The 25,240-nt window shown below is 73.0% G+C and carries 24 protein-coding genes; 11 read left to right on the forward strand and 13 right to left on the reverse strand.

Translation table 11 applies throughout. From position 1 onward, the window contains the following. The 4 genes from TEK04_RS18490 to TEK04_RS18505 all read right to left on the reverse strand — a co-directional run. Window positions 1-198 (reverse strand): pyridoxal-phosphate dependent enzyme (locus tag TEK04_RS18490; protein WP_336405829.1); only part of this gene is annotated, 198 nt, incomplete at its 3' end. A 112-nt stretch (window positions 199-310) separates the two neighbouring features. Then, window positions 311-1,225, reverse strand: coding sequence for an oxygenase MpaB family protein (locus TEK04_RS18495; RefSeq protein ID WP_336405830.1), 915 nt, complete (start codon window positions 1,223-1,225; stop codon window positions 311-313). Window positions 1,226-1,277: 52 nt separating this feature from the next. Next, window positions 1,278-2,303 carry a hypothetical protein gene (locus TEK04_RS18500; protein WP_336405831.1) on the reverse strand — a complete coding sequence of 342 codons (1,026 nt, stop codon included), beginning with the start codon at window positions 2,301-2,303 and terminating at the stop codon, window positions 1,278-1,280. 125 nt (window positions 2,304-2,428) lie between these two features. Further along, window positions 2,429-3,298 (reverse strand): SDR family NAD(P)-dependent oxidoreductase, encoded by an 870-nt coding sequence (locus TEK04_RS18505; protein WP_336405832.1) that lies wholly within the window; start codon window positions 3,296-3,298, stop codon window positions 2,429-2,431. 61 nt (window positions 3,299-3,359) lie between these two features. Between TEK04_RS18505 and TEK04_RS18510 the strand changes: the two genes are divergently transcribed. Next, a complete protein-coding gene (locus tag TEK04_RS18510; RefSeq protein ID WP_336405833.1) occupies window positions 3,360-6,734 on the forward strand; it encodes a pyruvate carboxylase in 3,375 nt (1,124 codons plus the stop codon). Window positions 6,735-7,110: 376 nt separating this feature from the next. Next, a complete protein-coding gene (locus TEK04_RS18515; protein ID WP_336405834.1) occupies window positions 7,111-8,715 on the forward strand; it encodes a methyl-accepting chemotaxis protein in 1,605 nt (534 codons plus the stop codon). 142 nt (window positions 8,716-8,857) lie between these two features. Here the strand turns inward: TEK04_RS18515 and TEK04_RS18520 are convergent, their stop codons facing one another. The 5 genes from TEK04_RS18520 to wrbA all read right to left on the reverse strand — a co-directional run bounded on the left by TEK04_RS18520 (window position 8,858) and on the right by wrbA (window position 13,558). Continuing rightward, window positions 8,858-9,754 (reverse strand): isocitrate lyase/PEP mutase family protein, encoded by an 897-nt coding sequence (locus tag TEK04_RS18520; RefSeq protein WP_336405835.1) that lies wholly within the window; start codon window positions 9,752-9,754, stop codon window positions 8,858-8,860. A gap of 67 nt (window positions 9,755-9,821) precedes the next feature. After that, entirely contained in the window at window positions 9,822-10,874 is a 1,053-nt protein-coding gene (gene rutA, locus TEK04_RS18525; RefSeq protein WP_336405836.1) for a pyrimidine utilization protein A, read from the reverse strand. Window positions 10,875-10,932: 58 nt separating this feature from the next. Further along, window positions 10,933-12,303 carry an MmgE/PrpD family protein gene (locus TEK04_RS18530; RefSeq protein ID WP_336405837.1) on the reverse strand — a complete coding sequence of 457 codons (1,371 nt, stop codon included), beginning with the start codon at window positions 12,301-12,303 and terminating at the stop codon, window positions 10,933-10,935. A 38-nt stretch (window positions 12,304-12,341) separates the two neighbouring features. Further along, on the reverse strand, window positions 12,342-12,947 hold the full coding sequence (locus tag TEK04_RS18535) for a cysteine hydrolase family protein (RefSeq protein ID WP_336405838.1): 606 nt from the start codon (window positions 12,945-12,947) through the stop codon (window positions 12,342-12,344). Next, the gene (wrbA, locus tag TEK04_RS18540; protein WP_336405839.1) at window positions 12,944-13,558 is read right to left on the reverse strand and encodes an NAD(P)H:quinone oxidoreductase; all 615 of its coding nucleotides are present in this window, start codon (window positions 13,556-13,558) and stop codon (window positions 12,944-12,946) included. Before wrbA ends, TEK04_RS18535 begins: the two co-directional genes overlap by 4 nt. A gap of 88 nt (window positions 13,559-13,646) precedes the next feature. Here wrbA and TEK04_RS18545 point away from each other — a divergent pair, with 88 nt between their 5' ends. Then, window positions 13,647-14,348: a FadR/GntR family transcriptional regulator gene (locus TEK04_RS18545; protein WP_336405840.1), complete on the forward strand. Its 702-nt coding sequence runs from the start codon at window positions 13,647-13,649 to the stop codon at window positions 14,346-14,348. 632 nt (window positions 14,349-14,980) lie between these two features. Then, a complete protein-coding gene (locus TEK04_RS18550; RefSeq protein WP_336405841.1) occupies window positions 14,981-15,124 on the forward strand; it encodes a hypothetical protein in 144 nt (47 codons plus the stop codon). 69 nt (window positions 15,125-15,193) lie between these two features. Here the strand turns inward: TEK04_RS18550 and TEK04_RS18555 are convergent, their stop codons facing one another. The 3 genes from TEK04_RS18555 to TEK04_RS18565 all read right to left on the reverse strand — a co-directional run bounded on the left by TEK04_RS18555 (window position 15,194) and on the right by TEK04_RS18565 (window position 17,477). After that, on the reverse strand, window positions 15,194-15,541 hold the full coding sequence (locus tag TEK04_RS18555) for a hypothetical protein (protein ID WP_336405842.1): 348 nt from the start codon (window positions 15,539-15,541) through the stop codon (window positions 15,194-15,196). A 245-nt stretch (window positions 15,542-15,786) separates the two neighbouring features. Next, window positions 15,787-16,116, reverse strand: coding sequence for a type II toxin-antitoxin system Phd/YefM family antitoxin (locus tag TEK04_RS18560; protein ID WP_336405843.1), 330 nt, complete (start codon window positions 16,114-16,116; stop codon window positions 15,787-15,789). Between the two features lie 173 nt (window positions 16,117-16,289). Beyond that, window positions 16,290-17,477 (reverse strand): amidase, encoded by a 1,188-nt coding sequence (locus TEK04_RS18565; protein ID WP_336405844.1) that lies wholly within the window; start codon window positions 17,475-17,477, stop codon window positions 16,290-16,292. A gap of 79 nt (window positions 17,478-17,556) precedes the next feature. Here TEK04_RS18565 and TEK04_RS18570 point away from each other — a divergent pair, with 79 nt between their 5' ends. Genes TEK04_RS18570 through TEK04_RS18585 form a run of 4 tightly spaced genes read left to right on the forward strand, consistent with a single transcriptional unit; the run spans window position 17,557 to window position 21,275 of the window. Next, a complete protein-coding gene (locus tag TEK04_RS18570; protein WP_336405845.1) occupies window positions 17,557-18,081 on the forward strand; it encodes a MaoC family dehydratase in 525 nt (174 codons plus the stop codon). Beyond that, entirely contained in the window at window positions 18,078-19,271 is a 1,194-nt protein-coding gene (locus TEK04_RS18575) for a CaiB/BaiF CoA transferase family protein (RefSeq protein ID WP_336405846.1), read from the forward strand. Before TEK04_RS18570 ends, TEK04_RS18575 begins: the two co-directional genes overlap by 4 nt. 7 nt (window positions 19,272-19,278) lie before the next feature. Beyond that, complete coding sequence (locus TEK04_RS18580) at window positions 19,279-20,442, forward strand: acyl-CoA dehydrogenase family protein (protein WP_336405847.1); 1,164 nt, start codon at window positions 19,279-19,281, stop codon at window positions 20,440-20,442. Continuing rightward, complete coding sequence (locus tag TEK04_RS18585) at window positions 20,439-21,275, forward strand: HpcH/HpaI aldolase/citrate lyase family protein (protein ID WP_336405848.1); 837 nt, start codon at window positions 20,439-20,441, stop codon at window positions 21,273-21,275. The genes TEK04_RS18580 and TEK04_RS18585 overlap by 4 nt, the downstream gene beginning before the upstream one ends. Before the next feature lie 13 nt (window positions 21,276-21,288). Here TEK04_RS18585 and TEK04_RS18590 read toward each other — a convergent pair whose 3' ends face one another. Continuing rightward, window positions 21,289-22,245: an SDR family oxidoreductase gene (locus TEK04_RS18590; RefSeq protein WP_336405849.1), complete on the reverse strand. Its 957-nt coding sequence runs from the start codon at window positions 22,243-22,245 to the stop codon at window positions 21,289-21,291. A gap of 153 nt (window positions 22,246-22,398) precedes the next feature. Between TEK04_RS18590 and TEK04_RS18595 the strand changes: the two genes are divergently transcribed. The 3 genes from TEK04_RS18595 (at window position 22,399) to TEK04_RS18605 (ending at window position 25,180) form a co-directional block, all read left to right on the forward strand. After that, window positions 22,399-23,226 carry a helix-turn-helix transcriptional regulator gene (locus TEK04_RS18595; RefSeq protein ID WP_336405878.1) on the forward strand — a complete coding sequence of 276 codons (828 nt, stop codon included), beginning with the start codon at window positions 22,399-22,401 and terminating at the stop codon, window positions 23,224-23,226. 25 nt (window positions 23,227-23,251) lie between these two features. Next, the gene (locus tag TEK04_RS18600; RefSeq protein ID WP_336405850.1) at window positions 23,252-24,646 is read left to right on the forward strand and encodes a threonine/serine exporter family protein; all 1,395 of its coding nucleotides are present in this window, start codon (window positions 23,252-23,254) and stop codon (window positions 24,644-24,646) included. 78 nt (window positions 24,647-24,724) lie between these two features. Continuing rightward, entirely contained in the window at window positions 24,725-25,180 is a 456-nt protein-coding gene (locus tag TEK04_RS18605) for an Lrp/AsnC family transcriptional regulator (RefSeq protein WP_336405851.1), read from the forward strand. The last annotated feature ends 60 nt before the right edge of the window (window positions 25,181-25,240 follow it).

A 25,240-nucleotide genomic window follows, 5' to 3' on the forward strand; every position in this document is an offset into this window, starting at 1 on the left:
TGTGCCCGGGTCGAGCTGGGCGATGGTGTTGTAGGCACCGCGCACCTTGTACGAGCGGCCCACCTGCAGGTCCTCGCGCTTGGTCCAGACGTCGGCGCCGGTGCGGGCGGACAGGCGAGCGTTCAGCTGCACCGGAGTGGTCTGCGCGACGCCGTCGAGCCGGGCGACGGCCTCGGTGACCAGCTGGGAGAACTCCACGGGCGGTCATCCTCCCCGCCCCGTGTTGATCATCGGCAGGTGGTCGCTCGACGCGCCGCCGGCGGCAGCCAGGCGCCGATGATCAACTGGCGGGCTGGGTGGGTGGCGGGCGTCAGGCGGCCCAGACGGGGGCGGGGCCGGTGCCCAGGCGCCAGCGTGCGGCCTCCTCGCTCGGGCTGTGCGCCCCCAGGGCCAGGTTGAGGGTGCGCAGCTGCACCTCGGTGACCAGCAGCTGGGCGCGGTCACGCGGGCTGCGCGAGGCCCGGCCGGGCACCCGGGCCAGCGGGGCGATCGTGGGGGAGACCAGCCGGGCCGCACCCGCGGAGAACCCGGCGTAGACCACCTTCTCGGGCGGCGACAGGCCCGGCGGACCCTGCAGGAAGGCGAGCAGGTCGTCGGGCACCGGCTCCAGCACCGGCCGGTAGCTGCGGATCGCCTCGGCCAGCTCGGCGCGGGAGGTCGGCAGGTCGGTTGCCCCCAGCCGCTGCGCCGAGCGCGCCCAGTCGCGCACGTACTCGTCGCCCCAGTGCCGTCCGTAGCGGGACATCGAGCGCCCGACGGCGGTCTGCGCGGCCAGGAAGGCGTCGGTGAAGGCCAGGTGCACCCAGCGCAGCAGGTCGGGGTCGCCGGCGGAGTAGGCGCGGCCGTCGGGCAGCGTCCCCTTCACCCGGCGGTGCATCCCGCGCACCCGCGCCGACTCCCGCTCGGCCAGCTCCGCGGACCCGAACGTGCTGACCACCAGCCAGCGCGCGGTGCCGGCCAGCCGCTTCCAGGGGTCCTCGCGGTAGGCCGAGTGCCGCTGCACCCCGGCCAACGCCAGCGGGTGCGCGCCCTGGCCCAGCAGCGCGGCCACCCCGCCGACCAGCGTGGACAGGTCACCGTGCACCCGCCAGACCACGCCGTCGGGGTCGAACCATCCGTCGCCGCTGCCCACGGTGGCGATCGCGCGCACCCAGTCCGGCGCCCCCGTCGGGTCACCGGACACCCGGCCGCGGAAGGCGGCCCGGGCCGCGTCGAAGGGGTTCACCACCCCACTGTGCGGGTTCAGCCGAGCAGCAGCAGGACGACCGTACCGAGCATCACCGTCGTCTGAGTGGATGCTTCAATCGATACTGGGCGACTACAACCCTGACGATGGCTCTGCCGCGACGGGTTCGACGCAGGCGGTCAACTACGCGACGGCGCCACACATAGAAGCTCGCAGGAAGCTCAAACCGTGAGCGGAGCACGCGGGCGTAAGCCCTGACCCTCCACAGGCCGGTTCGTGTGAGGCGATAGTCGAAATGCACTCCATACAGGCTCAGACCATCCTGGTAGATGGCTCGTGGTGGGAGGAACTCTGACCAAAGCAGGGTTGATTCGAGTTTGCTGGCGGTCCTGCGACCCGAGAGCTGGCGTCCGAGTCTGCGCACGCGTCGCCGACAAGCATCGCCCGTTGCTCTCTTGTGCATGGCGGGGCCAGCGAGTACATGCGGTTCGTGGTCGCCCGACTTGGCGAGCTGAGCCCACAGGAGGTCAATGAGTGCAAGAATCCGGTCTTGTCGACCAGCGAAGCTTGCGACCACCAACTCGCTCAACCAGGTATCGGATGAATATCCAGCCGGGATCGAATCCGGATTCCATCGTGTCGGCGCATATCCAATCATCCATCGAACAGATCGTCCGTGCCGGGTCACCTCGGGACCGAGAATGCCATACAGATCGGCTGGCGTGAGCCGTCCTGACAGAACGAGATTTGCGGCATAATCGAGGAATTCGACTACGCCGCCGACCTGAGCGGCCCAGCCGTTGACGACGGCCTGCCGATGAGACCAATCTTCATTCGAAGCCACCTGTTTGGCTATATCGTGAATTGACTCCCTGACGGCCTTCGGAGCCATGCTGTAGTAGTCGTCAGAACCGCGGGCGAGAATGATGGAGAAGCGCCAATCGTCGCGCAGCTTGGTCCATTCGGTTCGCACTTGATTGAGCAACGCCGCTCGCGATTGGTTCAAAGACTGGCGGCTGCTGCGAAAACTGAAGAAGGCCACTAGTAGGGATGCTGAAGCAACGAGTGCCGCCACGATGGGAGCAATATCCCGCAGTTCATCAAGTGTGGTCGGCACGGAAGGATCTTACTTGATCTTGAAAGTCTTCTTGGTTGCGTGCCCCTGTTGAAGGGTGGTCGGTATTCCGCTTCATAGGCATCGGGTCGTATCGCGGCACCCAATTCAACGGCACCGTAGCGCGGTCAGATGTCGTGCCAGGGGCCCTTCTCGGTGTTCTTGTCCGGCACCGAGGCGAACACGTTGCCCTCGGTGGGCGGCACCGAGTCGCGCGCCATGCCGAACAGGCGCAGCAGCGGGCCCACCGCGGCGTCGAAGACGGCGGGAGCCAGCCGGTAGCCGGCGATGATGACGGGGTTGGCGATCCCCGACTGCCGCAGCCGGCGGTGGGAGCCCGCGACGTCGAGGATCGTGCGGGCCACCCGGCGCGGGGAGTAGACCGGCGGCGGCGGGTGCCCGGTGTTCCCCAGCACGGTCGCGGCCTGGTAGTAGATCGGGGTGTTGACCCCGCCCGGCGAGACCGCGGCGATGCGGATACCCGGGACGTCGCGGGTCTCCTGCTGCAGGGTGCGCACCAGCCCGAGCTGGCCCCACTTCGCGGTGGCGTAGGCGCCCATCGTCGGCGCGGTGATCGAGGCCAGCAGCGAGCTGACCACCACCAGGTCGCCGCGCTGCTGGCGGCGGAACGTGGCCAGCACGGGTCGGGCGACGTTCGCCGTCCCCTTGATCGCGGTGTCGACGACCTGGTCGAAGACCTCGACGGGCAGGTCCTCGACGTCGCCGTAGGCCATGACGGTGGCCGAGTGCACGACGAGGTCGAGCGCCCCCGCCCGCTGCACGACGGCGGCCACGGCGTCCCGGTCGTTGATGTCGCAGGGTTCGACGACGACGTCGGCGGCCCCGGCGGCACGGCACTCGGCGGCGGTGGCCTCCAGCGCCGGGCGGCCGCGGGCGAGCAGCACCAGCGAGGCGCCCTCGGCGGCGAGCAGGAGGGCGGTGGCCTTGCCGATGCCGCTGGAGGCGCCGGTCACGAGGGCGGTGCGCGGTGAGGTCACCGTCCTGTCGTGCCCTGCCGCTACGGTGCCCACACGCGTCGCCGTCCCCGGGGAGTTGCCCGTGTTCAGCAAGGTCCTGGTCGCCAACCGCGGGGAGATCGCCGTCCGGGCGTTCCGGGCCGCCTACGAGCTGGGCGCGGGCACCGTCGCGGTGTTCCCGCACGAGGACCGCAACTCGGTGCACCGGCTGAAGGCCGACGAGTCCTACGAGATCGGCGAGCCCGGGCACCCGGTGCGGGCCTACCTCGACGTCGCGGCCGTCGTGGCGGCCGCCCGCCGGGCGGGGGCCGACGCCGTGTACCCCGGGTACGGGTTCCTCTCCGAGAACCCCGACCTGGCCGCGGCCTGCGCCGAGGCCGGCATCACCTTCGTGGGTCCGAGCGCCGAGGTGCTGGAGCTGACGGGCAACAAGGCCCGCGCGATCGCGGCGGCCAAGGGCGCAGGGCTACCGGTGCTGGGGTCGAGCGAGCCGTCGGACGACGTCGACACCCTGCTCGCCGCGGCGCAGGGCATGGACTTCCCGGTCTTCGTCAAGGCGGTCGCCGGCGGTGGTGGCCGCGGCATGCGGCGGGTGGAGGCCCGTGACCAGCTGCGCGCCGCCGTCGAGGCCGCGATGCGCGAGGCCGAGTCCGCGTTCGGCGACGCCACGGTGTTCATCGAGCAGGCGGTGGTGAACCCGCGGCACATCGAGGTGCAGATCCTCGCCGACACCACCGGTGAGGTCATCCACCTCTTCGAGCGCGACTGCTCGGTGCAGCGTCGGCACCAGAAGGTCATCGAGCTGGCGCCGGCGCCCAACCTGGACCCCGAGCTGCGCGAGCGGATCTGCGCCGACGCCGTGGCCTTCGCCCGGGCCATCGGCTACTCGTGCGCCGGCACCGTGGAGTTCCTGCTCGACGAGTCGGGCAGGCACGTGTTCATCGAGATGAACCCGCGCATCCAGGTCGAGCACACGGTGACCGAGGAGGTCACCGACGTCGACCTCGTGCAGGCCCAGCTGCGCATCGCCGCCGGTGAGACGCTGGCCGACCTGGGGCTCGCGCAGGACACCGTGCACCTGCGCGGGGCCGCGTTGCAGTGCCGCATCACCACCGAGGACCCGGCCAACGGCTTCCGCCCCGACACCGGCCGCATCACCGCCTACCGCTCGCCCGGCGGCGCCGGGGTGCGCTTGGACGGCGGCTCGTCGATGGGTGCCGAGGTCGGGGCGCACTTCGACTCCATGCTGGTCAAGCTCACCTGTCGCGGGCGCGACTTCGGCGTCGCGGTGGCCCGGGCCCGCCGGGCGGTGGCCGAGTTCCGCATCCGAGGCGTGGCCACCAACATCCCGTTCCTGCAGGCCGTGCTCGACGACCCCGACTTCCGCGCCGGCCGGGTCACGACGTCGTTCATCGAGCAGCGCCCCGAGCTGCTCACCGCCCGGCAGTCGGCCGACCGGGGCACCCGGTTGCTGGCCTACCTGGCCGACGTCACCGTCAACGCCCCGCACGGCGAGCGGCCGCACCTGGTCGACCCCACCGAGAAGCTGCCCGCCGTCGAGCTGGTCGGGCAGCCCCCGGCCGGGTCGCGGCAGCTGCTGCGCGAGCTGGGCCCGGTCGGGTTCGCATCCCGGTTGCGGGCGCAGACCGCACTGGCGGTCACCGACACCACCTTCCGCGACGCCCACCAGTCGCTGCTGGCCACCCGGGTGCGCACCAAGGACCTGCTGGCCGTCGCCCCGCACGTCGCCCGCACCGCCCCGCAGCTGCTCAGCCTCGAGTGCTGGGGCGGCGCGACCTACGACGTCGCGCTGCGCTTCCTGCACGAGGACCCGTGGGAGCGGTTGGCCGCCCTGCGCGAAGCCGTGCCCAACATCGCGCTGCAGATGCTGCTGCGCGGGCGCAACACCGTCGGCTACACGCCCTACCCGACGCGGGTGACCGAGGCGTTCGTGCACGAGGCGGCCCGCGCCGGCATCGACGTCTTCCGGGTGTTCGACGCGCTCAACGACGTGGTGCAGATGCGCCCGGCGATCGAGGCGGTGCGCGAGACGGGCACGGCGGTGGCCGAGGTCGCGCTCTGCTACACCGGTGACCTCTCCGACCCGGGCGAGACGCTCTACACGCTCGACTACTACCTCCGGCTGGCCGAGCAGATCGTCGCCGCCGGAGCGCACGTGCTGGCGATCAAGGACATGGCGGGCCTGCTGCGCCCCCCGGCCGCGGCCACGCTGGTCACGGCGCTGCGCGAGCGCTTCGACCTGCCGGTGCACCTGCACACCCACGACACCGCCGGTGGCCAGCTGGCGACCCTGATGGCCGCCTGGCAGGCCGGGGTGGACGCCGTGGACGGCGCGGTGGCGTCCATGGCCGGCACGACCAGCCAACCCCCGCTGAGCGCGATCGTGGCCGCCACCGACCACACCGAACGGGCCACCGGCCTCGACCTGGCCGCGGTCAACGACCTGGAGCCGTACTGGGAGGCCGTGCGTCGGGTGTACGCGCCCTTCGAGTCCGGGCTGCCCAGCCCGACCGGGCGGGTCTACACCCACGAGATCCCGGGCGGGCAGCTGTCCAACCTGCGCCAGCAGGCCATCGCGCTCGGGCTGGGCCAGCGGTTCGAGGAGGTGGAGGACGCCTACGCCGCCGCCGACCGGCTGCTCGGGCACCTGGTGAAGGTGACGCCGTCGTCCAAGGTCGTCGGTGACCTCGCCCTGCAGCTGGTCGGTGCGGGGGTCGACGTCGCCGCGTTCGCGGACGACCCGGGGAAGTTCGACGTCCCCGACTCGGTCGTCGGGTTCCTGCGCGGTGAGCTGGGCGACCCGCCCGGCGGGTGGCCCGAGCCGTTCCGCAGCAGGGCGCTGGAGGGTCGCCGCGCGGCCGAGCCCGCAGCGCAGCTGTCCGACGACGACCTCTCCGGCCTGCAGCGGGCCCCGCAGGCGACGCTGAACCGGTTGCTGTTCCCCGGGCCGACCCGGGAGTTCGAGGCCCACCGCGAGACCTACGGCGACACGTCGGTGCTGCCCAGCAAGGAGTTCCTGTACGGCCTGCGGCGCGGTACCGAGCACACCGTCGACCTCGAGCCCGGCGTCCGGCTGCTGATCGGGGTGGAGGCGGTCAGCGAGCCCGACGAGCGCGGCATGCGCACCGTCATGTGCACGCTGAACGGGCAGCTGCGGCCGGTCAGCGTGCGTGACCGCGCGGTCGACTCCGCCGTCAAGGCCGCGGAGAAGGCCGACCGGTCCGACCCCGGCCAGGTCCCCGCCCCGTTCGCCGGCGTGGTCACGCTGCAGGTGGCCGAGGGCGACCAGGTCGCCCCCGGGGACACCCTGGCCACCATCGAGGCCATGAAGATGGAGGCCGCCATCACCGCTCCGCAGGCCGGCACCGTCTCGCGGGTCGCGATCGGCGCGGTGCAGCAGGTCGAGGGCGGGGACCTGCTCGTCGTCCTCGGGTAGCCGCCGGCGGGTCGACGGTTACGGACGACGCGATCCGGAACTCCGTATGACCGAATAGTTCGGTTGTGCACGCTTGATCAGCTGGCCGGGTCCTCGGCGGCGCGGATCGCTCGTGGCGGGGGCCGGCCCCGGGCACATCAGTGCTGGTCAGCGCCTCGTCATTGCTCCGGGGCGGCGACCGTGTCCGTGATGTGCGCGGGTGGCGGCCGGGTCGACATGACAACAGGAAGATCCCGTTCCGCCGACCTTTCTCCGCGCATCGTCCGCATTGCGCTCAAGATCGGTCCAGGCGTGTCGTCGTCCCCGGTGCCCGGTCCCACCGGCCCGGGCCCGCCGGGGGGCCTCGGCGGCCGCCGCACGTCCCTCGGGAGTCCCCGTGTCACCGTCCGCGCTCGCCCGCTCGTGGGCCAACCGTAGCATCAGGCTCAAGGTCCTGACCGCCGTCGCCACCGCCTCCGCCGTCGCCGTCGGCATCGGCCTGGTCGGCATCGGCGCACTCGAGGACAGTGCCGCCACGACCCAGGACATCTACCGCAAGAACCTGGCCAGCGTCGCGGCCATCGCGCACATGGACGCCGACGTGCAGGCCATCCGGATCGCCAACCGGGACGCCGTCCTGGCTGCCGACGACGACGCCCTGCAGGCCGCGCTGCAGGCCGCCGACGCCGCCGCGGAAGACTACGCGAGGAACTCCACCGCGTACACCGCCGTCGTGGCGGACGACGACAAGCAGGCCCTGGTCGACGCCGCGACGGCCCTGCTGGCCCAGGCTCAGCAGGCCGCCGACCAGACACTGACGCCGCTGGCGAGGGACAAGCAGTACACCGAGTGGGTGCTGGCTGCCGCTGACCTCAAGCCGGTGTTCGACGAGCTCGAGCAGGACCTCGGCCAGCTGACCCGCATGGAGTCCGACGAGGCCGCCACGGCCGCCGCCGCAGCCCGGGCCGCGGCGGACAGGTCGCGCACGGTGAGCATCGCGGTGCTGGTCGTCGGTGTGCTGCTCGCGCTGGCCATCGGCTGGTTGGTGGCCACGGGGATCGCCCGCAGCGTGCGGAAGGTGCAGGACGCGGCCGAGGGCCTGGCCGGCGGTGACCTCACGGTGTCGGTGGGCTTGACCAGCCAGGACGAGCTGGGTCGGATGGGCGCGTCGCTGGATGCGGCGTTGGTGGGCCTGCGCGGGGTGATGGCGCAGGTGGTCAGCTCGGCCGATGCGGTCGCGGCGTCGGCGGAGGAGCTGTCGGCGTCGGCGGCGCAGATCTCGGCGTCGTCGGAGGAGACCAGTGTGCAGTCGGGCGTGGTGTCCGGGGCGGCTGACGAGGTGTCGCGCAGCGTGGCGACGGTGGCGGCGGGTGCGGAGGAGATGAGCGCCTCGATCCGGGAGATCGCCCAGAACGCCAACGAGGCCGCCCGAGTGGCCGCGGGTGCGGTGAGCGAGGCGGAGGCGACGAACCAGACGATCCAGAAGCTGGGTCTGTCGAGCAAGGAGATCGGGGACGTGGTGAAGGTGATCACCAGCATCGCCGAGCAGACGAACCTGCTGGCGCTCAACGCCACGATCGAGGCCGCCCGGGCCGGTGAGGCGGGCAAGGGGTTCGCGGTGGTCGCCAACGAGGTCAAGGAGCTGGCGCAGGAGACCGCGCGGGCCACCGAGGACATCGCCCGGCGGGTGGAGGCCATCCAGGCCGACACCGGCGGGGCCACCGAGGCCATCGGGCGCATCAGCACCGTGATCGGGCAGATCAACGACTACCAGCTGACCATCGCGAGCGCGGTGGAGGAGCAGACCGCGACGACCAACGAGATGTCGCGCAGCGTGGCCGAGGCCGCCGGCGGGACGACGGAGATCGCCGCCAACATCACCGGGGTCTCCACGGCGGCGACCTCGACCACCCAGGCGCTGTCCCAGACCCGGGTGGCGGTCGACGAGCTGTCCCGGATGGCTGCCGACCTGCGCACCAGCGTCGCGACGTTCACCTACTGACGTCGCCGACACCACACCCCCGGCATGGGATCCCGTGCACCCGCCCCGCGGCCTCGTAGGTGGGTGCACGGGATCCCATGCCGGGGAGCCGGCGGGTGCCCGGGGAGTCAGCGGGTGCCCGGGGGCGGCCGGCACGTGGGCCTCAGCCGGCGAAGCGCGCCTCGTCCTCGCGGATGCCCGGCAGGCCGATGGTCTCCAGGAACCCGCCGAAGTCGCCCATCGGCGCGCCGGCCGTGGAGGACGTCTGCTTCAGCGTCGACAGCGCGGTCTGCATGGCGCGGGTGGCGGCGAGCAGGGTGCTGATCGGGAACAGCACCAGCGAGAAACCCAGCTCGGCGACGGTGTCCATGGTCAGGCCCTCGGTCGCACCGCCCTCGACCCAGTTGAAGAGCAGGTGGTGGCCCTTCAGCTCGGTGGCGACCAGCTCGACGTCCTCCGCGGTGCGCGGGGCCTCCACGAACAGGACGTCGGCACCGGCGTCGGCGAACCGCAGGGCCCGGTCGATCGCCGCGCGGGTGCCCTCGACCTGGGCGACGTCGGTGCGGGCGATGACCACGAGGTCGGGGTCGGTGCGGGCGGCGACGGCGGCCCGCACCTTGGCCACGGCCTCCTCGACGTCGACGACGGCCTTGCCGCTCATGTGCCCGCAGCGCTTGGGGGAGACCTGGTCCTCCAGCTGCAGCCCGCCAACGCCGGCCTGCTCGTACTCGCGCACGGTGCGGACGACGTTGAGCGCGTTGCCGTAGCCGGTGTCGGCGTCGGCGATGAGCGGCACCTCCACCGCCTGGGCCATGCGGCGGGCGTTGTCGGTCATCTCCGCGCCGCCCAGCAGGCCGATGTCGGGGCGCCCGAGCAGCGAGGCCGACGTGCCGAAGCCGGTCATGTAGACGACGTCGAACCCCGCCTGCTGCACCAGCCGCGCGCCCAGGGCGTCGTAGGCGCCGGGCGCGACCAGGGGTCGGCGGGACTCCTGGGCGGCGGCCAGCAGTTCGCGGAGGCGGGCACGCGGGTTGGGGCGGGGGGCGACGAACGAGGTCACGCGAGGGGTCCTTCCGGAGATGGGCCGACGGGGCTCCCGCACGGGGGGACGGGAGCCCCGCCGGCGTTCAGCCGAGGAGGGGCTTGACCTTCTCGCCGAAGGTCTTCACGCCCTGCTCGAAGTCGTCGAAGGTGAACATCATCCCCTTCACACCCGGCATCTTCGCCACCTCGTCGATCTGCCGGGCGACGGTCTCGGGCGAGCCGAGCAGGGTGGCCATGTTGAAGTTGACCGCGCCCTCGGGGAGGTTGATCGTCCGCGCGGTGCCACCGGAGTCGGCGGAGGTGTCGCGCGAGCCCTCCTCGTTCATGTAGCCCAGCGCCGCCAGGTCAGCGCCGTCGTGGTAGCTCTTCCACTTGGCCTGGGCCTCCTCGTCGGTGTCGGCGATGATCGCCATGAACAGCGGCAGCGAGCCGACGTCCCGGCCGGTCTTCGCGGCGGCCGCGGCCAGCTTCTCGGTGGGCTCCCGGTACGTCTCGGGGGTGTTGATGCCCGGGGAGAGGATGAAGTTGTAGTCGCCGTGCTCGGCGCAGAACCGCATGCCGCGCTCGCTCTGCCCGGCGCAGACGATGTCGACGTGCGCGCTCGGCCGCGGCGAGAGCTTGCAGTCGGTCATCTGGAAGTACGTCCCGTCCAGGTCGCAGGTCCCCGTCTCCCAGAGGTCGCGCAGCACCTGCACGTACTCGGTGGAGTAGTCGTAGCGCTCGCCGAAGTACTGGTCACCGGGCCACAGGCCCATCTGCGAGTACTCACCCGACGCCCAGCCCGACACGATGTTGACCCCGAACCGGCCCGGCGCGATGGAGTCGATCGTGGTGGCCATGCGGGCCACGAGGGCCGGCGGCAGCGTGAGGACGGCGGTCGACGCGTAGAGCTTGATCTTCTCCGTCACGGCGGCGAGGCCGGCCATGAGGGTGAACGACTCGAGGTTGTGGTCCCAGAACTCGGTCTTCCCGCCGAAGCCGCGCAGCTTGATCATCGAGAGCGCGAAGGCGAAGTCCTGTGCCTCGGCCTCCTGCACGATGCGCTTGTTGAGCTCGAAGCTCGGCATGTACTGGGGTGCGTTCTCGCTGATCAACCAGCCGTTGTTGCCGATCGGGATGAAGACGCCGAAGTCCATGCCTGCTCCTCTGGTCTGGAAGGGGGATGACCGGCGTCGCTGCCGGGGTCTGTGGGGGTCAGCCGGCGGCGCAGGCCTCGGCGAAGTCGCGGGCGGAGCCGCCGTCCCCGAGCGCGCGGACGGCGGCGAGCACCCGCTCGGTGGTGGCCTCGTCGGCGACCGGCGCCATCGACCCGCGGTACTTGGCGACGACGTCGGCGTCGGTGAGCGGGCGGTCGGCGTGGCCGCGGTTGACCTGCTCGCGGTGGGTGAGCACGCGGCCGTCGGTGGTGGTGATCTGCACCCACCCGGAGTAGGCCTGCGGGAACGCGCTGTCGTCGTCGGGGACGACCTCGACCTTCCGGGCCAGGGCGAGCACCTCGGGGTCGCGCAGCGCGTCGTCCGACAGCTCGGCGAGGGTGAACCGGCCGCGCGCCAGCGCGGTCGAGACGATGTAGGGCAGCGAGAACTTGGCGTCGTACTCGTCGCGGGGTTCCCACTTGGCGGCAGCGGGCTCGCAGACGACCTTGCCGGGGGTGGGGTGGATCGCGCACCGCACGGACGCGACGTCGTCCGCGGTGAGGCCGTGCTCGGCGCGCAGCAGCAGGACGGCGTCGGCGAAGGCGTGCGCGAAGTGGCAGACCGGGTAGGGCTTCACGGCCGTCTCGGGGGTCTCCCACCGCTCGCCGAGCCCGGCGGCGACCAGCTCGGGGTGGGCGTCGCGGCCCTGCAGGTGGGTGGCGAACAGGCCGAAGCGGCCCTCGTAGACCGCCTCGGGGCCGGTCCAGCCCGCCTTCGCGAAGGTGGCGGCGGTGATGCCCGACTGCGCGGCCCAACCGGGGTGCAGGCGCTTGGTCCAGGCGCCGTCCTCGAGGAACTCCAGCAGCCCGGCAGCCATCGAGCCGACGACGCCCTGCGCGGCGACCAGCTGGGTCTCCGACAGCCCCAGCACCTTGCCGGCCGCGATGGCCGAGCCGAAGGCGCCGGCGACGGCGGTGGGGTGGAAGCCGAGGTCGTGGAAGTGGCCGGCGCCGGCCAGGCCGACCCGGGCGGAGACCTCGACGCCGAGCAGGTAGCCCAGCAGGAGGTCGCGGGTGCTGGCGTCGGCGGCCACGGCCGCCGAGATGGCGGCCGGGAGGGCGGCGGCGGAGACGTGGGTGACGGCGCCGATGTGGGTGTCGTCGAAGTCGAGACCGTGCACGAGCACGCCGTTGAGGACGGCGGCGTCGCGCGCGGGCAGCCGGGTCTTCGTGCCGAGCGTGGGGACGTCGCCGGTGCCGAAGGTGGTGAGCGCGTCGGCGGCGACGTCGGCGAACGGGTGGGCGGAGGCGGCGAAGGCCAGGCCGACCGCGTCGAGCACCAGGTGGCGGGCGCGACCCAGGACGGCCTCGGGGACGTCGTCCCAGGTGGTGCGCGCGACGACGTCGGCGACCTGGCGGGCGATGCTCATGGGGCTCCCTCCTGTGACCGCGACCATATGTCAGACGTTTACGTCCCGGAACCCCCCAACGCCCGGAACCAGGCCGCGCCGTCGGGCACGACGTCGGCGTACCGGGCGTCGAGGTCGACCAGGGCGGCGTCGTGGATGGCCGTCGACCGGTCGGCGACGGCGTCGGCCAGGACGACGGGGGCGTAGTCGAGCGAGGCGGCGTCGACGACGGTGGCCCGCACGCAGCCGGCGGTGGTGAAGCCGGCGACGGCGAGGGTGTGCACGTCGAGCTCGTGCAGCAGGTTGTCGAGCTCGGTGCGGACGAAGCCCGAGGCCCGCTTCTTGGTGACGACCGGCTCGCCCTCGACGTAGCCGACGCGGGGGTCGAACTCGGCGAGGTCCGCCCCGGGGCGCAGCTGCGTGAGGGCGGGGGCCTTCGCCGTCCAGACCGGGCCGAGGTCCTCGCCGTCGTCGAAGAGGACGCGCAGCCAGACGACCGGGACGCCGGCGTCGCGGGCTGCCTGGGCCGCGCGGCCGCAGGCCTTCGCGGCCTCGTCGACGGCGGGGTCGAGGGTGAACAGTTTCTGGCAGTCGACGAGGACCAGGCCGGGGCGCTCGGTGCTGTCGAGGCGGCCGATGCCGACCCGGACGGGCTCGGCGGTCACGCCTCGACCGCGGTGGCCACGGCGCGGGCGAACTTCGCGAGGCGGACGCCCTGGAGGCGGCAGGCCTCGAGCGCGACGTCGTCGGGGGCGGCGCCGGAGCGGGAGACGAAGGAACCGCCGTAGGGGTTGCCCGACTCCTTCATGAGGTGCCGCTCGCCGTAGCCGAGGGGGAGGACGAGCGAGCCCCAGTGGTAGAGCACGTTGTTCATCGCCAGGATCGTGGATTCCAGGCCGCCGTGGCCGGTGGAGGCGCTGGTGAACGCCGTCCCGACCTTGTCGGCGAGCAAGCCCCTGAACCAGAGGCCGCCGGTGGTGTCGAGGAACTCCTTGAGCTGGCCCGAGGGCAGGCCGAAGCGGGTGGGGCTGCCGAGGGCGATGCCGTTGGCCCACTCGAGGTCGTCGAGGGTGGCGGTCTCGTAGCGGGCCTCGTCGACGAAGGCCTGCCACTTCGGGTTGGCGGCGATGGCCTGCGGGGGCGCGAGCTCGGGGACGATGCGCAGCCGCACCTCGGCACCGGCCTCCTCGGCTCCGCGCCCCAGGGCCTCGGCCATGGCGGCCAGGTTGCCGGTGGCGCTGTAGAAGACGACGGCGATGCGGGCGGTGGCGGGCACGGGGTCATCCAAGTGTCAGACGATTGGCGGCGTCAACGCCTGCGGTGTCAACACCGTGTGAACCGGTTCCGCTGGCAGACTGCGCGGCGTGACCGGGCCCGCGTACGCCGTGCTGGCCGGGGCGCTGCGCGCCCGGATCGTGAGCGGCGAGCTGGCGCCGGGGGAGCGGCTGCCCAACGAGCAGGAGCTGTCGGCCGAGTTCGGGGTCGGGCGGTCCACGGTGCGCGAGGCGCTGCGCTCGCTGGCGTCGCAGGACCTGATCCAGACGACGCGGGGGGTGTCCGGCGGGAGCTTCGTGAGCGTGCCGACGGCGGCGCACCTGTCGGCGCACCTGGAGACCGGGATGACGCTGATGGCGGCGGCGGAGCGGGTGACGGTCGGTCAGCTGATGTCGTTGCGTCACCTGCTGGAAGTGCCAGCCGCCGGCGAGGCTGCGCGGCACCGGACCGACGAGCAGCTGGAGGACCTGCGGCGGGCGGAGTTCGACCCAGCTGTGGCCGTGGGTGAGGCCACGTACGCGGCGAACCAGGACTTCCACCTGGTGCTGCTGCGGGCGACCGGCAACCCGCTGCTGGAGGTGATCACGGCGCCGCTGTTCCGGGTGCTGGCGACGCGGTTCGGCCGCGACCACGCGCCGGACGGGTTCTGGTCGTGCGTGGCGGATGACCACGCCGAGCTGCACGACCTGGTCGCCGCGCGTGATGCAGACGGGGCGGTCACGGCGATGCGGCGGCACCTCGACCACCTGACCGGCGCTTACCAGCAGATGGACCGCCTCAGCCGAAACTGAGTGCCAGTCTGGTGCTGGTGCCAGCGCTGACCCCGGGCGTGCAGTTGCGGTGCGTGCCCGGGGTCTCCAGTTAGGGGCTGCGCCCGACGGTGTCCCACATCGCGCTCCGGGCGGAGAACCAGGGTGGGTCTCCGGGACGTTCCTGCCTCCCCGCAGATCAGAGCGTTGCACCGTGCGACCTGGTTTCCGGTTGGCGGCCGCCGGCATCTACCCCCCCCCACGCCGGGCAGCCGAATCGTGCAGAAAGAGCAATGTCGCACGTATGTTCTAACGTAATGGTGTCCACTCCGCGCAGGGGAGGCAAAATGCCGGACGGCGACCCCGCTCGAGCTGACCGCCCCCTGGGCCGGGCGGGCGCAGCGCGACGTCAACGTGCCGGTCCTCACCGGTGCCACGCACGTGCTCCGCATCGAGAGCGCCGATCTCGCAGGGGCTGGTGACTCGACACTGAGCGAAGTTGGTCACTTCAGTTGGCTCGTACCACCTGGTTCTCTCACCTCTGGTGAGGGGCCGGGTTCTCTCATGCCTGGAGCAGGCGGCGTCGATGTTCTTGACCGCCGGCGGCCACGGGACTGCGGGCTCGACGTTTCCGCGGAAACGCCCAAGCCGCTTGACCGTACGGCCTGCACGAGATGCCCGCCGCTTGGGTTGACGAAGGGTGGACCCTCGCGCAGGACCTGCAGCGAGAGTTCGACGCCCGCGGTCTGGACGTCGAGGTCCGGTACCACGACGCCGACGGCTTCGAGCCCGCCGTGCGAGGTCGGCGGCAGCGCTGATCCCGGGCGACTGGGTGTTTCCGCGGAAACGCCGTCCTGGCCCGGACGAGGCCGCGGCCCGGTGCTCCGTCAGCTCTGCGAGCGCGTGGTGAACTCGGTCCAGCGTCTGGCCGCTTCATCGGGGTCGAGGGTCGCGGCCTCGTCGGGGCGTATCCCGACGACCTTGACGAGGGCCTGGACGAGCCAGTCCGGTACCGAGCCCTGGCCCCGCGTCGGCTCGGTGCGGGTGGGGGACAGACCCGTGGCGATGCGGCCCAGCCGTTCCACCACCTCGGCCAGCGGGATGGTCGCCGGGGTGGCCGGCAGGCTCGCCACGCGGGCGACCATCTCCTCGTAGACCTCCGCGTCGGCCCGCGCGCCCAGGGCCCACACCTCGGCGACGTCCACCACGGTGCGACCGGTATCGTCGTGGGTCACCCGCCAGACGATGCGCCAATTCCTGTCCCACCACCAGCTTGCGGTAGCCGACGAGACCTCCGCGCAGCGCCTCCCCTGCCATGGGGTCGCGTTCGAGCAGGACGAACTCCCTGAGCGCCCAGCGGACCACCTGTAGGTCGCGCCCTTGCGGGCCATCCGGTGGAGGTCGTCTGGGGCGGGCTCCGTCAGCCGGACCACGGTCCGTTCGGCGTCCGGGTGCCGGCCGCCGCGTCGGTGACGTGAGGTCACTCCCGGCCGGCGGCAAGGCCAGCATCGAGCTCGGCCTCGATCTCCGCGCGGTCGAAGCGCAGGGCGGTGATGACCTCGTCGAGGGCGATGCGCTTGCCCGAGTCCGTCGCCGCACGTGCCAGCAGCAGCGCGGTGTCCCGCAGGTCGTCCTCGAGGCGCTGGATCTCGTGCAGGTGGCGCATGCTCACCACGGCGGCGACGGGCTTCCCGTGCCGCTCGACCACCACGTCACCTCCTGCTTCCACGTCCTTCACCAGCTTGGGCAGCCCGGCGGTGGCGGCCTCGGTCGCCGAGACGGCCCGGGTCGACGGGTCCATGACGGTCATGCGCGAATTGTGCGGAATGTGCTCAGATCTGGCGCGTGCTGCGAGGGAGGTGGCCGCGCCTGGGCGCAGCGGTGTGCGAGTGCGCCAGCAGGTGGCGGTGACGTCACGAATAACCGCGTGGTAGCGCAGGCGGCCCATGGGTGCGGGCGCACGCGTGTTTCCGCGGAAACGTCTCAAGCGGTGACCGGCGGGCGGCGGGTGTGGTGGTCGGTCTGCTGCTGGAACCAGAGGCCGGCGGCGAACAGGACGTCCTCGGCGTCCTCCGGGGCGGTGAGCTGGACGCCGACCGGCATCCCCGACACCGGGTGGGACCCCACCGGCAAGGCCAGCGTCGGCCCGGCGTGCAGTGACCACGGGTAGGTCAGCGACCCCAACCGCCGGGACACCCGCAGGACGTCGTCAGGGTCCGCGCGGGGGACGTCGACCGGCAGCGTCGGCGTCAGGAAGAGATCGACGCCGTCCATCGCCGCCGAGATGCGGGACTGCAGCTCCCGCCGCGCCTGGACGGCCCCGGCTCGCTGCTCGGCGGTGATGTCCCGGCCCAGGCCGATGCGCACCAGGCTGTCCGGGTGGAACCGCTCGGGTTCGGAGGCCAGGCGATCACGGTGGATGCGGGCCAGGTCGGCGTGAACCAGCGTGTAGACGATGTCCTGCGCGGCGAGCAGGCCCTCGACCTCGACCGGCACCACCTCGGCGCCGAACACCGCCAGCGCCGCGTCGACCACCGCCTGCACGCCGGGGTCGACGTCGTGCAGCAACTGCACCGGGATCCCGATCCGCCGCGGCGCGGCGGGCTGGGGAAGAGCACTAACAGACCCCGTCAGCACCCGCTGGGCCCGCGCCACCAGCGAGACGTCCCGCGCCAACGGCCCCACCGTGTCCACGTCGTCGCAGACCGGGAACACGCCGTCCAGCGGGATCGAGCCGTGCGTGGGCCGCAGCCCGACCACGCCACAGGCCGACGCCGGCAGCCGGATCGAGCCGCCCGTGTCGGTGCCCAGCGCCAGGTCCACCAGCCCCGCCGCGACGGCGGCGCCGGACCCGCCGCTCGACCCACCCGGGATCCGCGAGAGGTCCCACGGGTTGCGGCACGGACCGGCCGCGGAGTTCTGGTTGGTCACCCCGACCGCGAACTCGCTGAGGTTCAGCGTCGCCACCACCGCGGCCCCGGCGTCCGACAGCCGCCGCACCACTTCGGCATCCGCAGCAGGCACGCGAGAAGCGAAGAACGCGGAACCGCAGGTCGTGGGCCCGCCGGACACGTCGACGTTGTCCTTCACGCCCACTCGCACCCCCGACAGCGGCCCGGCCGGGGGAGCCGGCCGGTCGACCCGGCGGATCACGGAGTTGGTGCCGTCCACGGGTCCTCCACCACGTCGCAGGGGCTTGCGCCGGTAATCATCAGACAATTAGCGTGCCGGTGTCGAGGGAGGCACATCCATGGCCACGCACCCCGCCGTCCTGGGGCGGTTCTTCGAGGACTACGTCGTCGGCGACGTCTACCAGCACCCGCTCGGCCGCACGATCTCCGAGGCCGACAACACCTGGCTGACGATGCTGACGATGAACACCAACCAGCAGCACGTCGACGCGCACCTGGCCGCGCAGAACCCGATCACCGGGGGCCGGGTCATCGTCAACTCCGGCCTGACGATCGCGCTGACGCTCGGGCTGTCGGTGCTGGACATGAGTCAGAACGCCGTCGCCAACCTCGAGATGACCGACGTCAAGCTGACCCACCCGGTCTACGTCGGCGACACGCTCTACGCCGAGAGCCTTTGCACCGGCCTGCGCGCTTCCAAGAGCCGCCCGTACGCCGGCATCGTCTCGATGGTCACCCGCGGGCTGAACGCCGACGGCGACGAGTGCATCTCGTTCAAGCGCTCGGTCATGGTCGCCACCCGGGAGTCGGGGATCGGGCAGAACCACTTCCCCGAGGCCAAGACGGGGCCGATGAGCCAGTGAGGCCGCTCGAGGACGTCCGGATCATCGCGCTCGAGCAGTACGGCGCCGGCCCCTTCGGTAGCGTGCACCTGGCCGACCTCGGCGCCCAGGTCATCAAGATCGAGGACCCCCGCACCGGTGGCGACATCGGCCGCTACGTCCCGCCCTACGTCCATGGCGAGGACTCGCTGTTCTACGAGACCTTCAACCGCAACAAGCAGAGCCTCAGCCTCGACATCTCCACCGCCGCCGGCCGCGAGGTGTTCGAGGACCTCGTGCGCACCAGCGACGCCGTCTGGTCCAACCTGCGCGGCGACGTCCCGGCCAAGATCGGCATCCGGTACGCCGACCTCGCCCACCTCAACCCGGCCATCGTCTGCTGCAGCCTCACCGGTTTCGGCATGACCGGCCCGCGGCAGAACGAGCCCGGCTACGACTACGTCCTGCAGGGCATCGCCGGCTGGATGAGCCTCACCGGCGACCCCGACGGCCCACCCACCAAGACCGGGCTGAGCCTCGTCGACTTCTCCAGCGGCTTCGTCGCCGCCCTCAGCCTGCTCGCCGGCCTGCACGCCGCGAGGAGGGACGGCGTCGGCGGCGACTGCGACGTCTCGCTCTACGACACCGCCGTCTCGCTGCTGACCTACCCCGCGACCTGGGCGATGACGGCGGGGTACGAACCGGTCCGCACCGTCGACTCCGCGCACCCCTCGCTGGTCCCGTTCCAGGCGTTCCAGGCCGCCGACGGCTGGCTCGTGGTCGGCTGCGCCAAGGAGAAGTTCTGGCAGCGGCTGGTCGCCGTCCTGGAGCGCCCCGACCTCGGCGACGACGAGCGCTTCGCCTCCTTCGCGCTGCGGGACCGGAACCGAGACGAGCTGCTGCCGCACCTCAAGGCGGCGTTCGCGGCCAACACGCTGGGGCACTGGCTCCCGCTGCTGCAGGCGGCCGGGGTGCCGTCGTCCCCGATCAACGACGTCGGCCAGGCGCTGGCCGACCCGCAGGCCGCCGCCCGCGGCCTGCTGCTGGAGACCGAGCACCCGCACTGGGGCACGGTGAAGCAGGTCGGCAGCCCGGTGCGGTTCGGGCCCCAGCGCACCGACCACCGCCGCGCCCCGCACCGCAACGAGCACCAGGACGACGTCACGACCTTGCTCGGCTACTCCCCGGACAAGGTGGCCGCACTGGCCGCCGCCGGCGCCTTCGGAAAGTAGGGAACCCGTGGACTTCACCCTGAACGAGGAGCAGCGCGACTTCCAGCAGACGCTGCGGCGCTTCGTCGACCGCGAGATCGTGCCCGTGGCGTCGGAGTGGGAGCGCACCGGGCGCTACCCGACCGAGATCGTCGAGCACCTCAAGCAGCTGGGGCTGTTCGGGCTCACCACGCCCGAGGAGTACGGCGGCCTGGCCCTGGACATGGTCAGCTTCACGCTGGTCTACGAGGAGATCGCCCGCGGCTGGATGGGCATCGCCGGCATACTCGGCAGCCACGGCCTCTCGGCCTGGATGATCGCCAAGCACGGCACCCAGGAGCAGAAGGACCGCTTCCTGCCCAAGCTCGCCACTGGCGAGTGGCGCACCGGCGTCGGCCTCACCGAACCCGGCGCCGGCACCGACCTGCAGGGCATCGCCACCACCGCGGTGCGCGACGGCGACCACTACGTCGTCAACGGCACCAAGACCTGGATCACCAACGCCCGGCACGCCGACGTGCTGCCCGTGCTCGTGAAGACCGACCCGGCGGCCGAGCCCCGGCACCGCGGCATGTCGCTGCTGCTGGTCGACACGTCGTCCGAGGGCTTCGAGGTCAGCCGCGACCTGGGCAAGCTCGGCTACAAGGGCACCGAGTCGTGCGAGATCAGCCTCGTCGACGTCCGCGTGCCGGTGACCGACCTGCTCGGCGGGGTCGAGGGCAAGGGCATGAAGCAGGCGCTGTCCGGCCTGGAGATCGGCCGGCTGAACATCGCCGGCCGCTCGGTCGGGGTCGCGCAGGCCGCCTACGACGCAGCGCTGAAGTACGCCGGCGAGCGCGAGGCGTTCGGGCACCCGATCGCCGAGTTCCAGGCCATCGCGCTCAAGCTCGCCGAGATGGCCACCCAGCTGCAGGCCGCCCGACTGCTCACCTACTGGGCCGCCTCCCAGGCCGATGCCGGGAAGCGGGTGGACGCCGAGTCGGGCATGGCCAAGGTGTTCGCCTCCGAGACCGCGCTGTCGCTCTCGCTGGAGTCGATGCGCATCCACGGCGGCTACGGCTACTCCACCGAGTTCGTGGTCGAGCGGCTCTACCGCGACGCCCCGCTCATGGCCATCGGCGAGGGCACCAACGACGTCCTGCGCACCGTCATCGCCAAGTCGCTGGTCAGCGGCGCGACGGTCGTCGGGTGACCGTCCGGTCGTGGCTCTACGTGCCCGGCGACCGGCCCGACCGCTTCGCCAAGGCGCTCGCGTCGGGTGCGGGAGCCGTCGTCCTCGACCTCGAGGACGCCGTCCCCCCGGCCGGCAAGGACGCCGCCCGCGCCGCCGTCGTCGACTGGCTGGCCGGGCCTCCGGTCGACGCGCAGGTCTGGGTGCGGGTCGGCACCGGTGAACGAGGTCGGGACGACGTCGACGCGGTCGCCCGGGGTGCCCGCCTCACCGGTGTGGTGCTCCCCAAGGCGTCCACGCGTGCCCTGCTGGACCGGGTGCACGAGCAGCTGCTCGCCGCCGAGACCGCCACCGGCCGGGCGCCGTGCAGCCTGGGCGTGAGCCCCCTGGTGGAGAGCGCCGCCGGCGTGCTGGCCGCCCCCGCACTGGCCAGCGGGCCGCGGGTGCGCTGCCTGCAGCTGGGCGAGGTGGACCTGGCCGCTGACCTGGGCGTCACCCCCGGCCCGGACGGCGCCGAGCTGCTGCTGGCCCGCTCGACCGTCGTCCTGGCGTCCGCGGCAGCGGGCATCGCGCCGCCGCCGGCCGCGGTGTCGACGGAGTTCCGCGACCTGGTGGCGTTCGAGGCCGAGACCCGGCGGCTGCTGGCACTGGGGTTCCGGGGGAGGGCCTGCATCCACCCCGCGCAGGTCGAGGTGGTCGAGCGGGTCTGCCGGCCCAGCGCCGAGGAGGTGGCCGCCGCGCGCGACGTCCTCGTCCGGCTGGCCGCCTCGCCGGGGGTGGCCGTGGGCGCCGACGGGAAGCTCCTCGACGAGGCCGTCGCCCGCAAGGCCCGGGCCACCCTCGGCCTGGCCTGAGGACGCCTGGGGATCAGCTCAGCTGGTCCGCACCCTCCGGTCCGGACAGGGCCGGCACCCCGGCCATCGCGACCGACACGTCCCAGGCGCGGGCGGCGTCGGCAGTGCTGGTCAGCCGGCTGTACAGCTTCTGCTCCGCCGGCCCGCCGGCCAGGTGGCCCGGCCCCGACGGGCCGTAGAAGCGCCCGCCGGCGTCCGGGGCGGTGGCGGCCAGCAACGCCGGCTGGGCTCCGCTGTCCACCGTGCCGACCAGGCCGACCGCCGACAGCGCCCGCACGACCCGGCGGCCGACGGTGTCGCGACCGCGGCCCAGCTCGGGACGAGCGGCCAGCAGGTTGGTGGGCGCGATGCCCGGGTGCGACAGGGCGCTGCTCAGCCCCCAGCCGTGGGCCCGGCTGCGGCGGTCGAGCTCCAGACCGAACAGCCCCATCGCGATCTTCGACGAGCTGTAGGCGCGCCCGCCGGCGTAGCTCTGCGTCCAGTCCAGGTCGTCCCACTGCACCGCGCCCTGGTTCGCCGCGATGCTGATCTGCGACACCACCCGGGCCTTGCCGGCCCGCAGCAGCGGGAGCAGCTGCCCGACCAGGGCCACGTGGCCGAGGTGGTTGGTGCCGAACTGCAGCTCGTGGCCGTCGGCGGTGGTCTGCCGCTCCGGCGGGGTCATCACGCCGGCGTTGTTCACCAGGATGCCGATCGGCGTCCCCTCGGCACGCAGCACCTCGCCCAGCGCGGCGACCGACGCCAGTGACGACAGGTCCAGCTCGCGCAACGAGACGTCGGCAGCCGGCACCTGCGCCCGGATGCCCTCGACGGCGGCCCGGCCCTTGGCCGGGTTGCGCACGGGCAGCACCACCTCGGCGCCGGCCGCGGCCAGCCGGGTGGCGATCACCCGGCCGGTGCCGTCGCTCCCGCCGGTGACGACGGCGCGGGTGCCGGTGAGGTCGGGGATCTGGATCGGGGTGCGGGCCACGGGGAGCTCCTCGGGATCGGTGGTGTGCACCCAGCGTCGACGCCGCCGCGCAGGCGCACCACGCCCTGCTCAGCCGGGGATCAGCAGGCCCTGCCTGCGGTCGCGGGCACCCGGTAGAACGGGGGGACACCGACCCGGGGAGCGCACGTGGAGATGGACCGCAGCGGGCTGGCGGACTTCCTCCGCCGGTGCCGCGAGTCGCTCCAGCCCGAGGACGTCGGGCTCCCGCGCGGGCAGCGCCGCCGCACCGCCGGGCTGCGCCGCGAGGAGGTCGCCGCCCTGGCCCACATGTCGGTCGACTACTACGCCCGCATCGAACGCCAGCGCGGCCCACAGCCCTCGGCGTCGATGGTCGCCGCCGTCGCCCAGGCGCTGCACCTCTCCCTGGACCAGCGCGACCACCTGTACCGGCTCGCCGGCCACCACCCTCCCGTGCGCGGCGGGGGCGTGGGCGAGCACCTCAGCCCCGGCATGCTGCGCATCCTCGACCGGCTCGACGACACCCCGGCCAAGGTGGTCACCGAGCTGGGGGAGACCCTGCGGCAGACCCGTCCCGGCGTCGCACTGCTCGGCGACGCGTCCCTGCGCACCGGCCCCGCGCGCAGCCTGGGCTTCCGGTGGTTCACCGACCCGGCCACCCGGGCGCCGTACCACCCCGACGACCACGACCTGCTCGGCCGCGCGTGGACGTCGGGCCTGCGGCACGTGCTCGCCCTGCGCGGCCCCCGCTCCCGTGCGGCCCACCTCGCCGAGGACCTGCTCGCCCGCAGCGCAGAGTTCCGCCGGCTGTGGGAGCTGCACGAGGTCGGCGTGCACCCCGGCGAGCGCAAGCGTCTCGTGCACCCCGAGCTCGGCCTGCTCGAGCTGCAGTGCCAGACCCTGCAGGACCCCCTCCAGGGGCACTCCCTGCTGGTCTACACCGCCGCGCCGGGGACCGCGACGCACGACAAGCTGCAGCTGCTGGCCGCGGTCACGAACTGACCCCGGAGGTCCGTAGCCTGGGGCCGTGTCACGCGAACCGGTCCAGGGGCGGGCCCGCCTGCCCGACCGCGCGCGCCGCGCCATGATCGGCTCGGGGCCGCCGACCGAGCCGCTGGCGCTGCGGGCCGGGCCGGGCGGGGTCGACGAGGCCACCGCGCGGTCGGCGCTGTCGCTGGCGCTGCGCATCGGCGAAGCCATGATGGCCGTCGGGGCCTCGGCGGCCGACGTCACCGCCAGCGCGCTGCGGGTCGCCGCCGCCTACGGCCTCACCGACTGCCAGGTCGACATGACCTTCACCTCGCTGACCATCGGCTACGACCCCGACGACGTCCCGCCGCTGACCCTCATGCGCATCGTCCGCCCCCGCGGGTTGGACTACACCCGGCTGCAGGGCATCACCGACCTGGCCACCGAGGTCACCGACGGGGTCCTCGGCGTCGAGGAGGCCCACCGGCGGCTGGACGCCGTGCTCGCCGCCCCGCACCCCTACCGGCGGTCCCTGCACGCCCTGGGGTGGTCCGGGGTCGCCGCCTGCGTCGCGGCCCTGCTGGGCGGGAACTGGCTGGTCGCCGTGGTCGCCGCGGTCACCACCGCCGTGGTCGAGCGCACCATCCGCGCGCTCAACCGACGGGGCCTACCGGTGTTCTTCCAGCAGGCGGCCGGCGCGGCCGTGGTCACCTCGACCGCGGTCGCCCTGGTCGCGGCGGGGGTGGACATCCGGGCGTCGCTGGTGGTCGCCGCCGGCATCGTCGTGCTGCTGGCCGGCCTCTACCTGGTCGGCGCCGCCGAGGACGCCATCAGCGGGTTCCCGGTCACCGCCGCGGCCCGCGCGTTCGAGGTCATCACCCTGACCACCGGGATCGTCGTGGGCATCGCCGCGGTGCTGGACGTCGCCCGGCGGGTCGAGGTCCCGCTGCGGGTCGTCGATCCGGCCACCGTGACCGTCCCCTTCGCCGTCGCGCTGACGGCGGCGGCGCTCATGGGCGGCTCGTGGGCCTTGGCCTCCTACGCCGGGCCGCGCGGACTGGCCGTGGCCGTCGTGGCGGGCGGGCTGTCCTGGGCCACCACGGCCGCGGCGGGCGCGGTCGGTGTCGGCCCCGCCGTGGCCAGCGCGGCCGCGGCCGCGGTCGTCGGGTTCGGCGGCGAGGCCCTGGGCGGCCGGCTGCGGGTGCCGGCGCTGCTCGTGGCGGTGTGCGGCATCGTGCCGCTGCTGCCGGGGCTGGCGATCTACCGCGGGCTGTTCGCCGTCGTGGTCGGCGGCGACGTCGCCGGCGGCACCGCCGAGCTGGTCGGTGCCGCAGCGATCGGCCTGGCGCTGGCCGCGGGGGTCGTGCTGGGCCGGTACCTGGGCCGCCCGCTGGGCGGGCAGCTGGACCGGTACGAGCGGCGCGTGCGGCGCCGGGCCTCGCTCGTCGACTGAGCGCACTACTGTTCCGGTGGCCGGGGGTCCGGTCGACGACGGGATCCGTGGGGGGAAGCAGTGGTCGAGCGTCAGCCGGTGGTCCTGGACGACACCTCCCGGGCCATCATCGAGCAGCTGCAGCAGGACGGACGGCGTCCCTACGCCCGCATCGCCGAGGCGGTCGGGCTCAGCGAGGCCGCCGTCCGCCAGCGCGTCCAGCGCCTGCAGGACGCCGGCATCATGCAGATCGTCGCCGTCACCGACCCCCGCCAGGTCGGCTTCCCGCGGCAGGCCATGGTCGGGGTGCGGGTGCGCGGGGACAGCCGGGTCGTCGCCGACGCCGTGGCCGCCTTCGACGAGGTCGACTACGTGGTCGTCTCGGCCGGCTCGCTCGACCTGCTGGTCGAGGTGGTCTGCGCCGACGACGAGCAGCTGCTGGACACCGTGAGCCGCATCCGGGGCGTCGACGGCGTCGAGTCCACCGAGACCTTCGTCTACCTGGGCCTGGCCAAGCAGACCTACGCCTGGGGCACACGGCGCCCGGAGGGCTGAGGCACAGCCTGCGCACACGGTGGCATGGGTGCATGTGCACACCCCGTCACTGCGCCAGGA

This window comes from Klenkia sesuvii (genome assembly GCF_037083825.1).
Classification (GTDB): Bacteria; Actinomycetota; Actinomycetes; order Mycobacteriales; family Geodermatophilaceae; genus Klenkia; species Klenkia sesuvii.

Excerpts from the sequence above, each read along its gene's own strand:
- rutA (WP_336405836.1), bottom strand. The coding sequence starts at position 10,874 with ATGGACTTCGGCGTCTTCATCCCGATCGGCAACAACGGCTGGTTGATC.
- TEK04_RS18530 (WP_336405837.1), bottom strand. The coding sequence starts at position 12,303 with ATGAGCATCGCCCGCCAGGTCGCCGACGTCGTCGCGCGCACCACCTGG.
- TEK04_RS18550 (WP_336405841.1), top strand. The coding sequence starts at position 14,981 with ATGCCCGCCGCTTGGGTTGACGAAGGGTGGACCCTCGCGCAGGACCTG.
- TEK04_RS18560 (WP_336405843.1), bottom strand. The coding sequence starts at position 16,116 with ATGACCGTCATGGACCCGTCGACCCGGGCCGTCTCGGCGACCGAGGCC.
- TEK04_RS18570 (WP_336405845.1), top strand. The coding sequence starts at position 17,557 with ATGGCCACGCACCCCGCCGTCCTGGGGCGGTTCTTCGAGGACTACGTC.
- TEK04_RS18595 (WP_336405878.1), top strand. The coding sequence starts at position 22,399 with ATGGACCGCAGCGGGCTGGCGGACTTCCTCCGCCGGTGCCGCGAGTCG.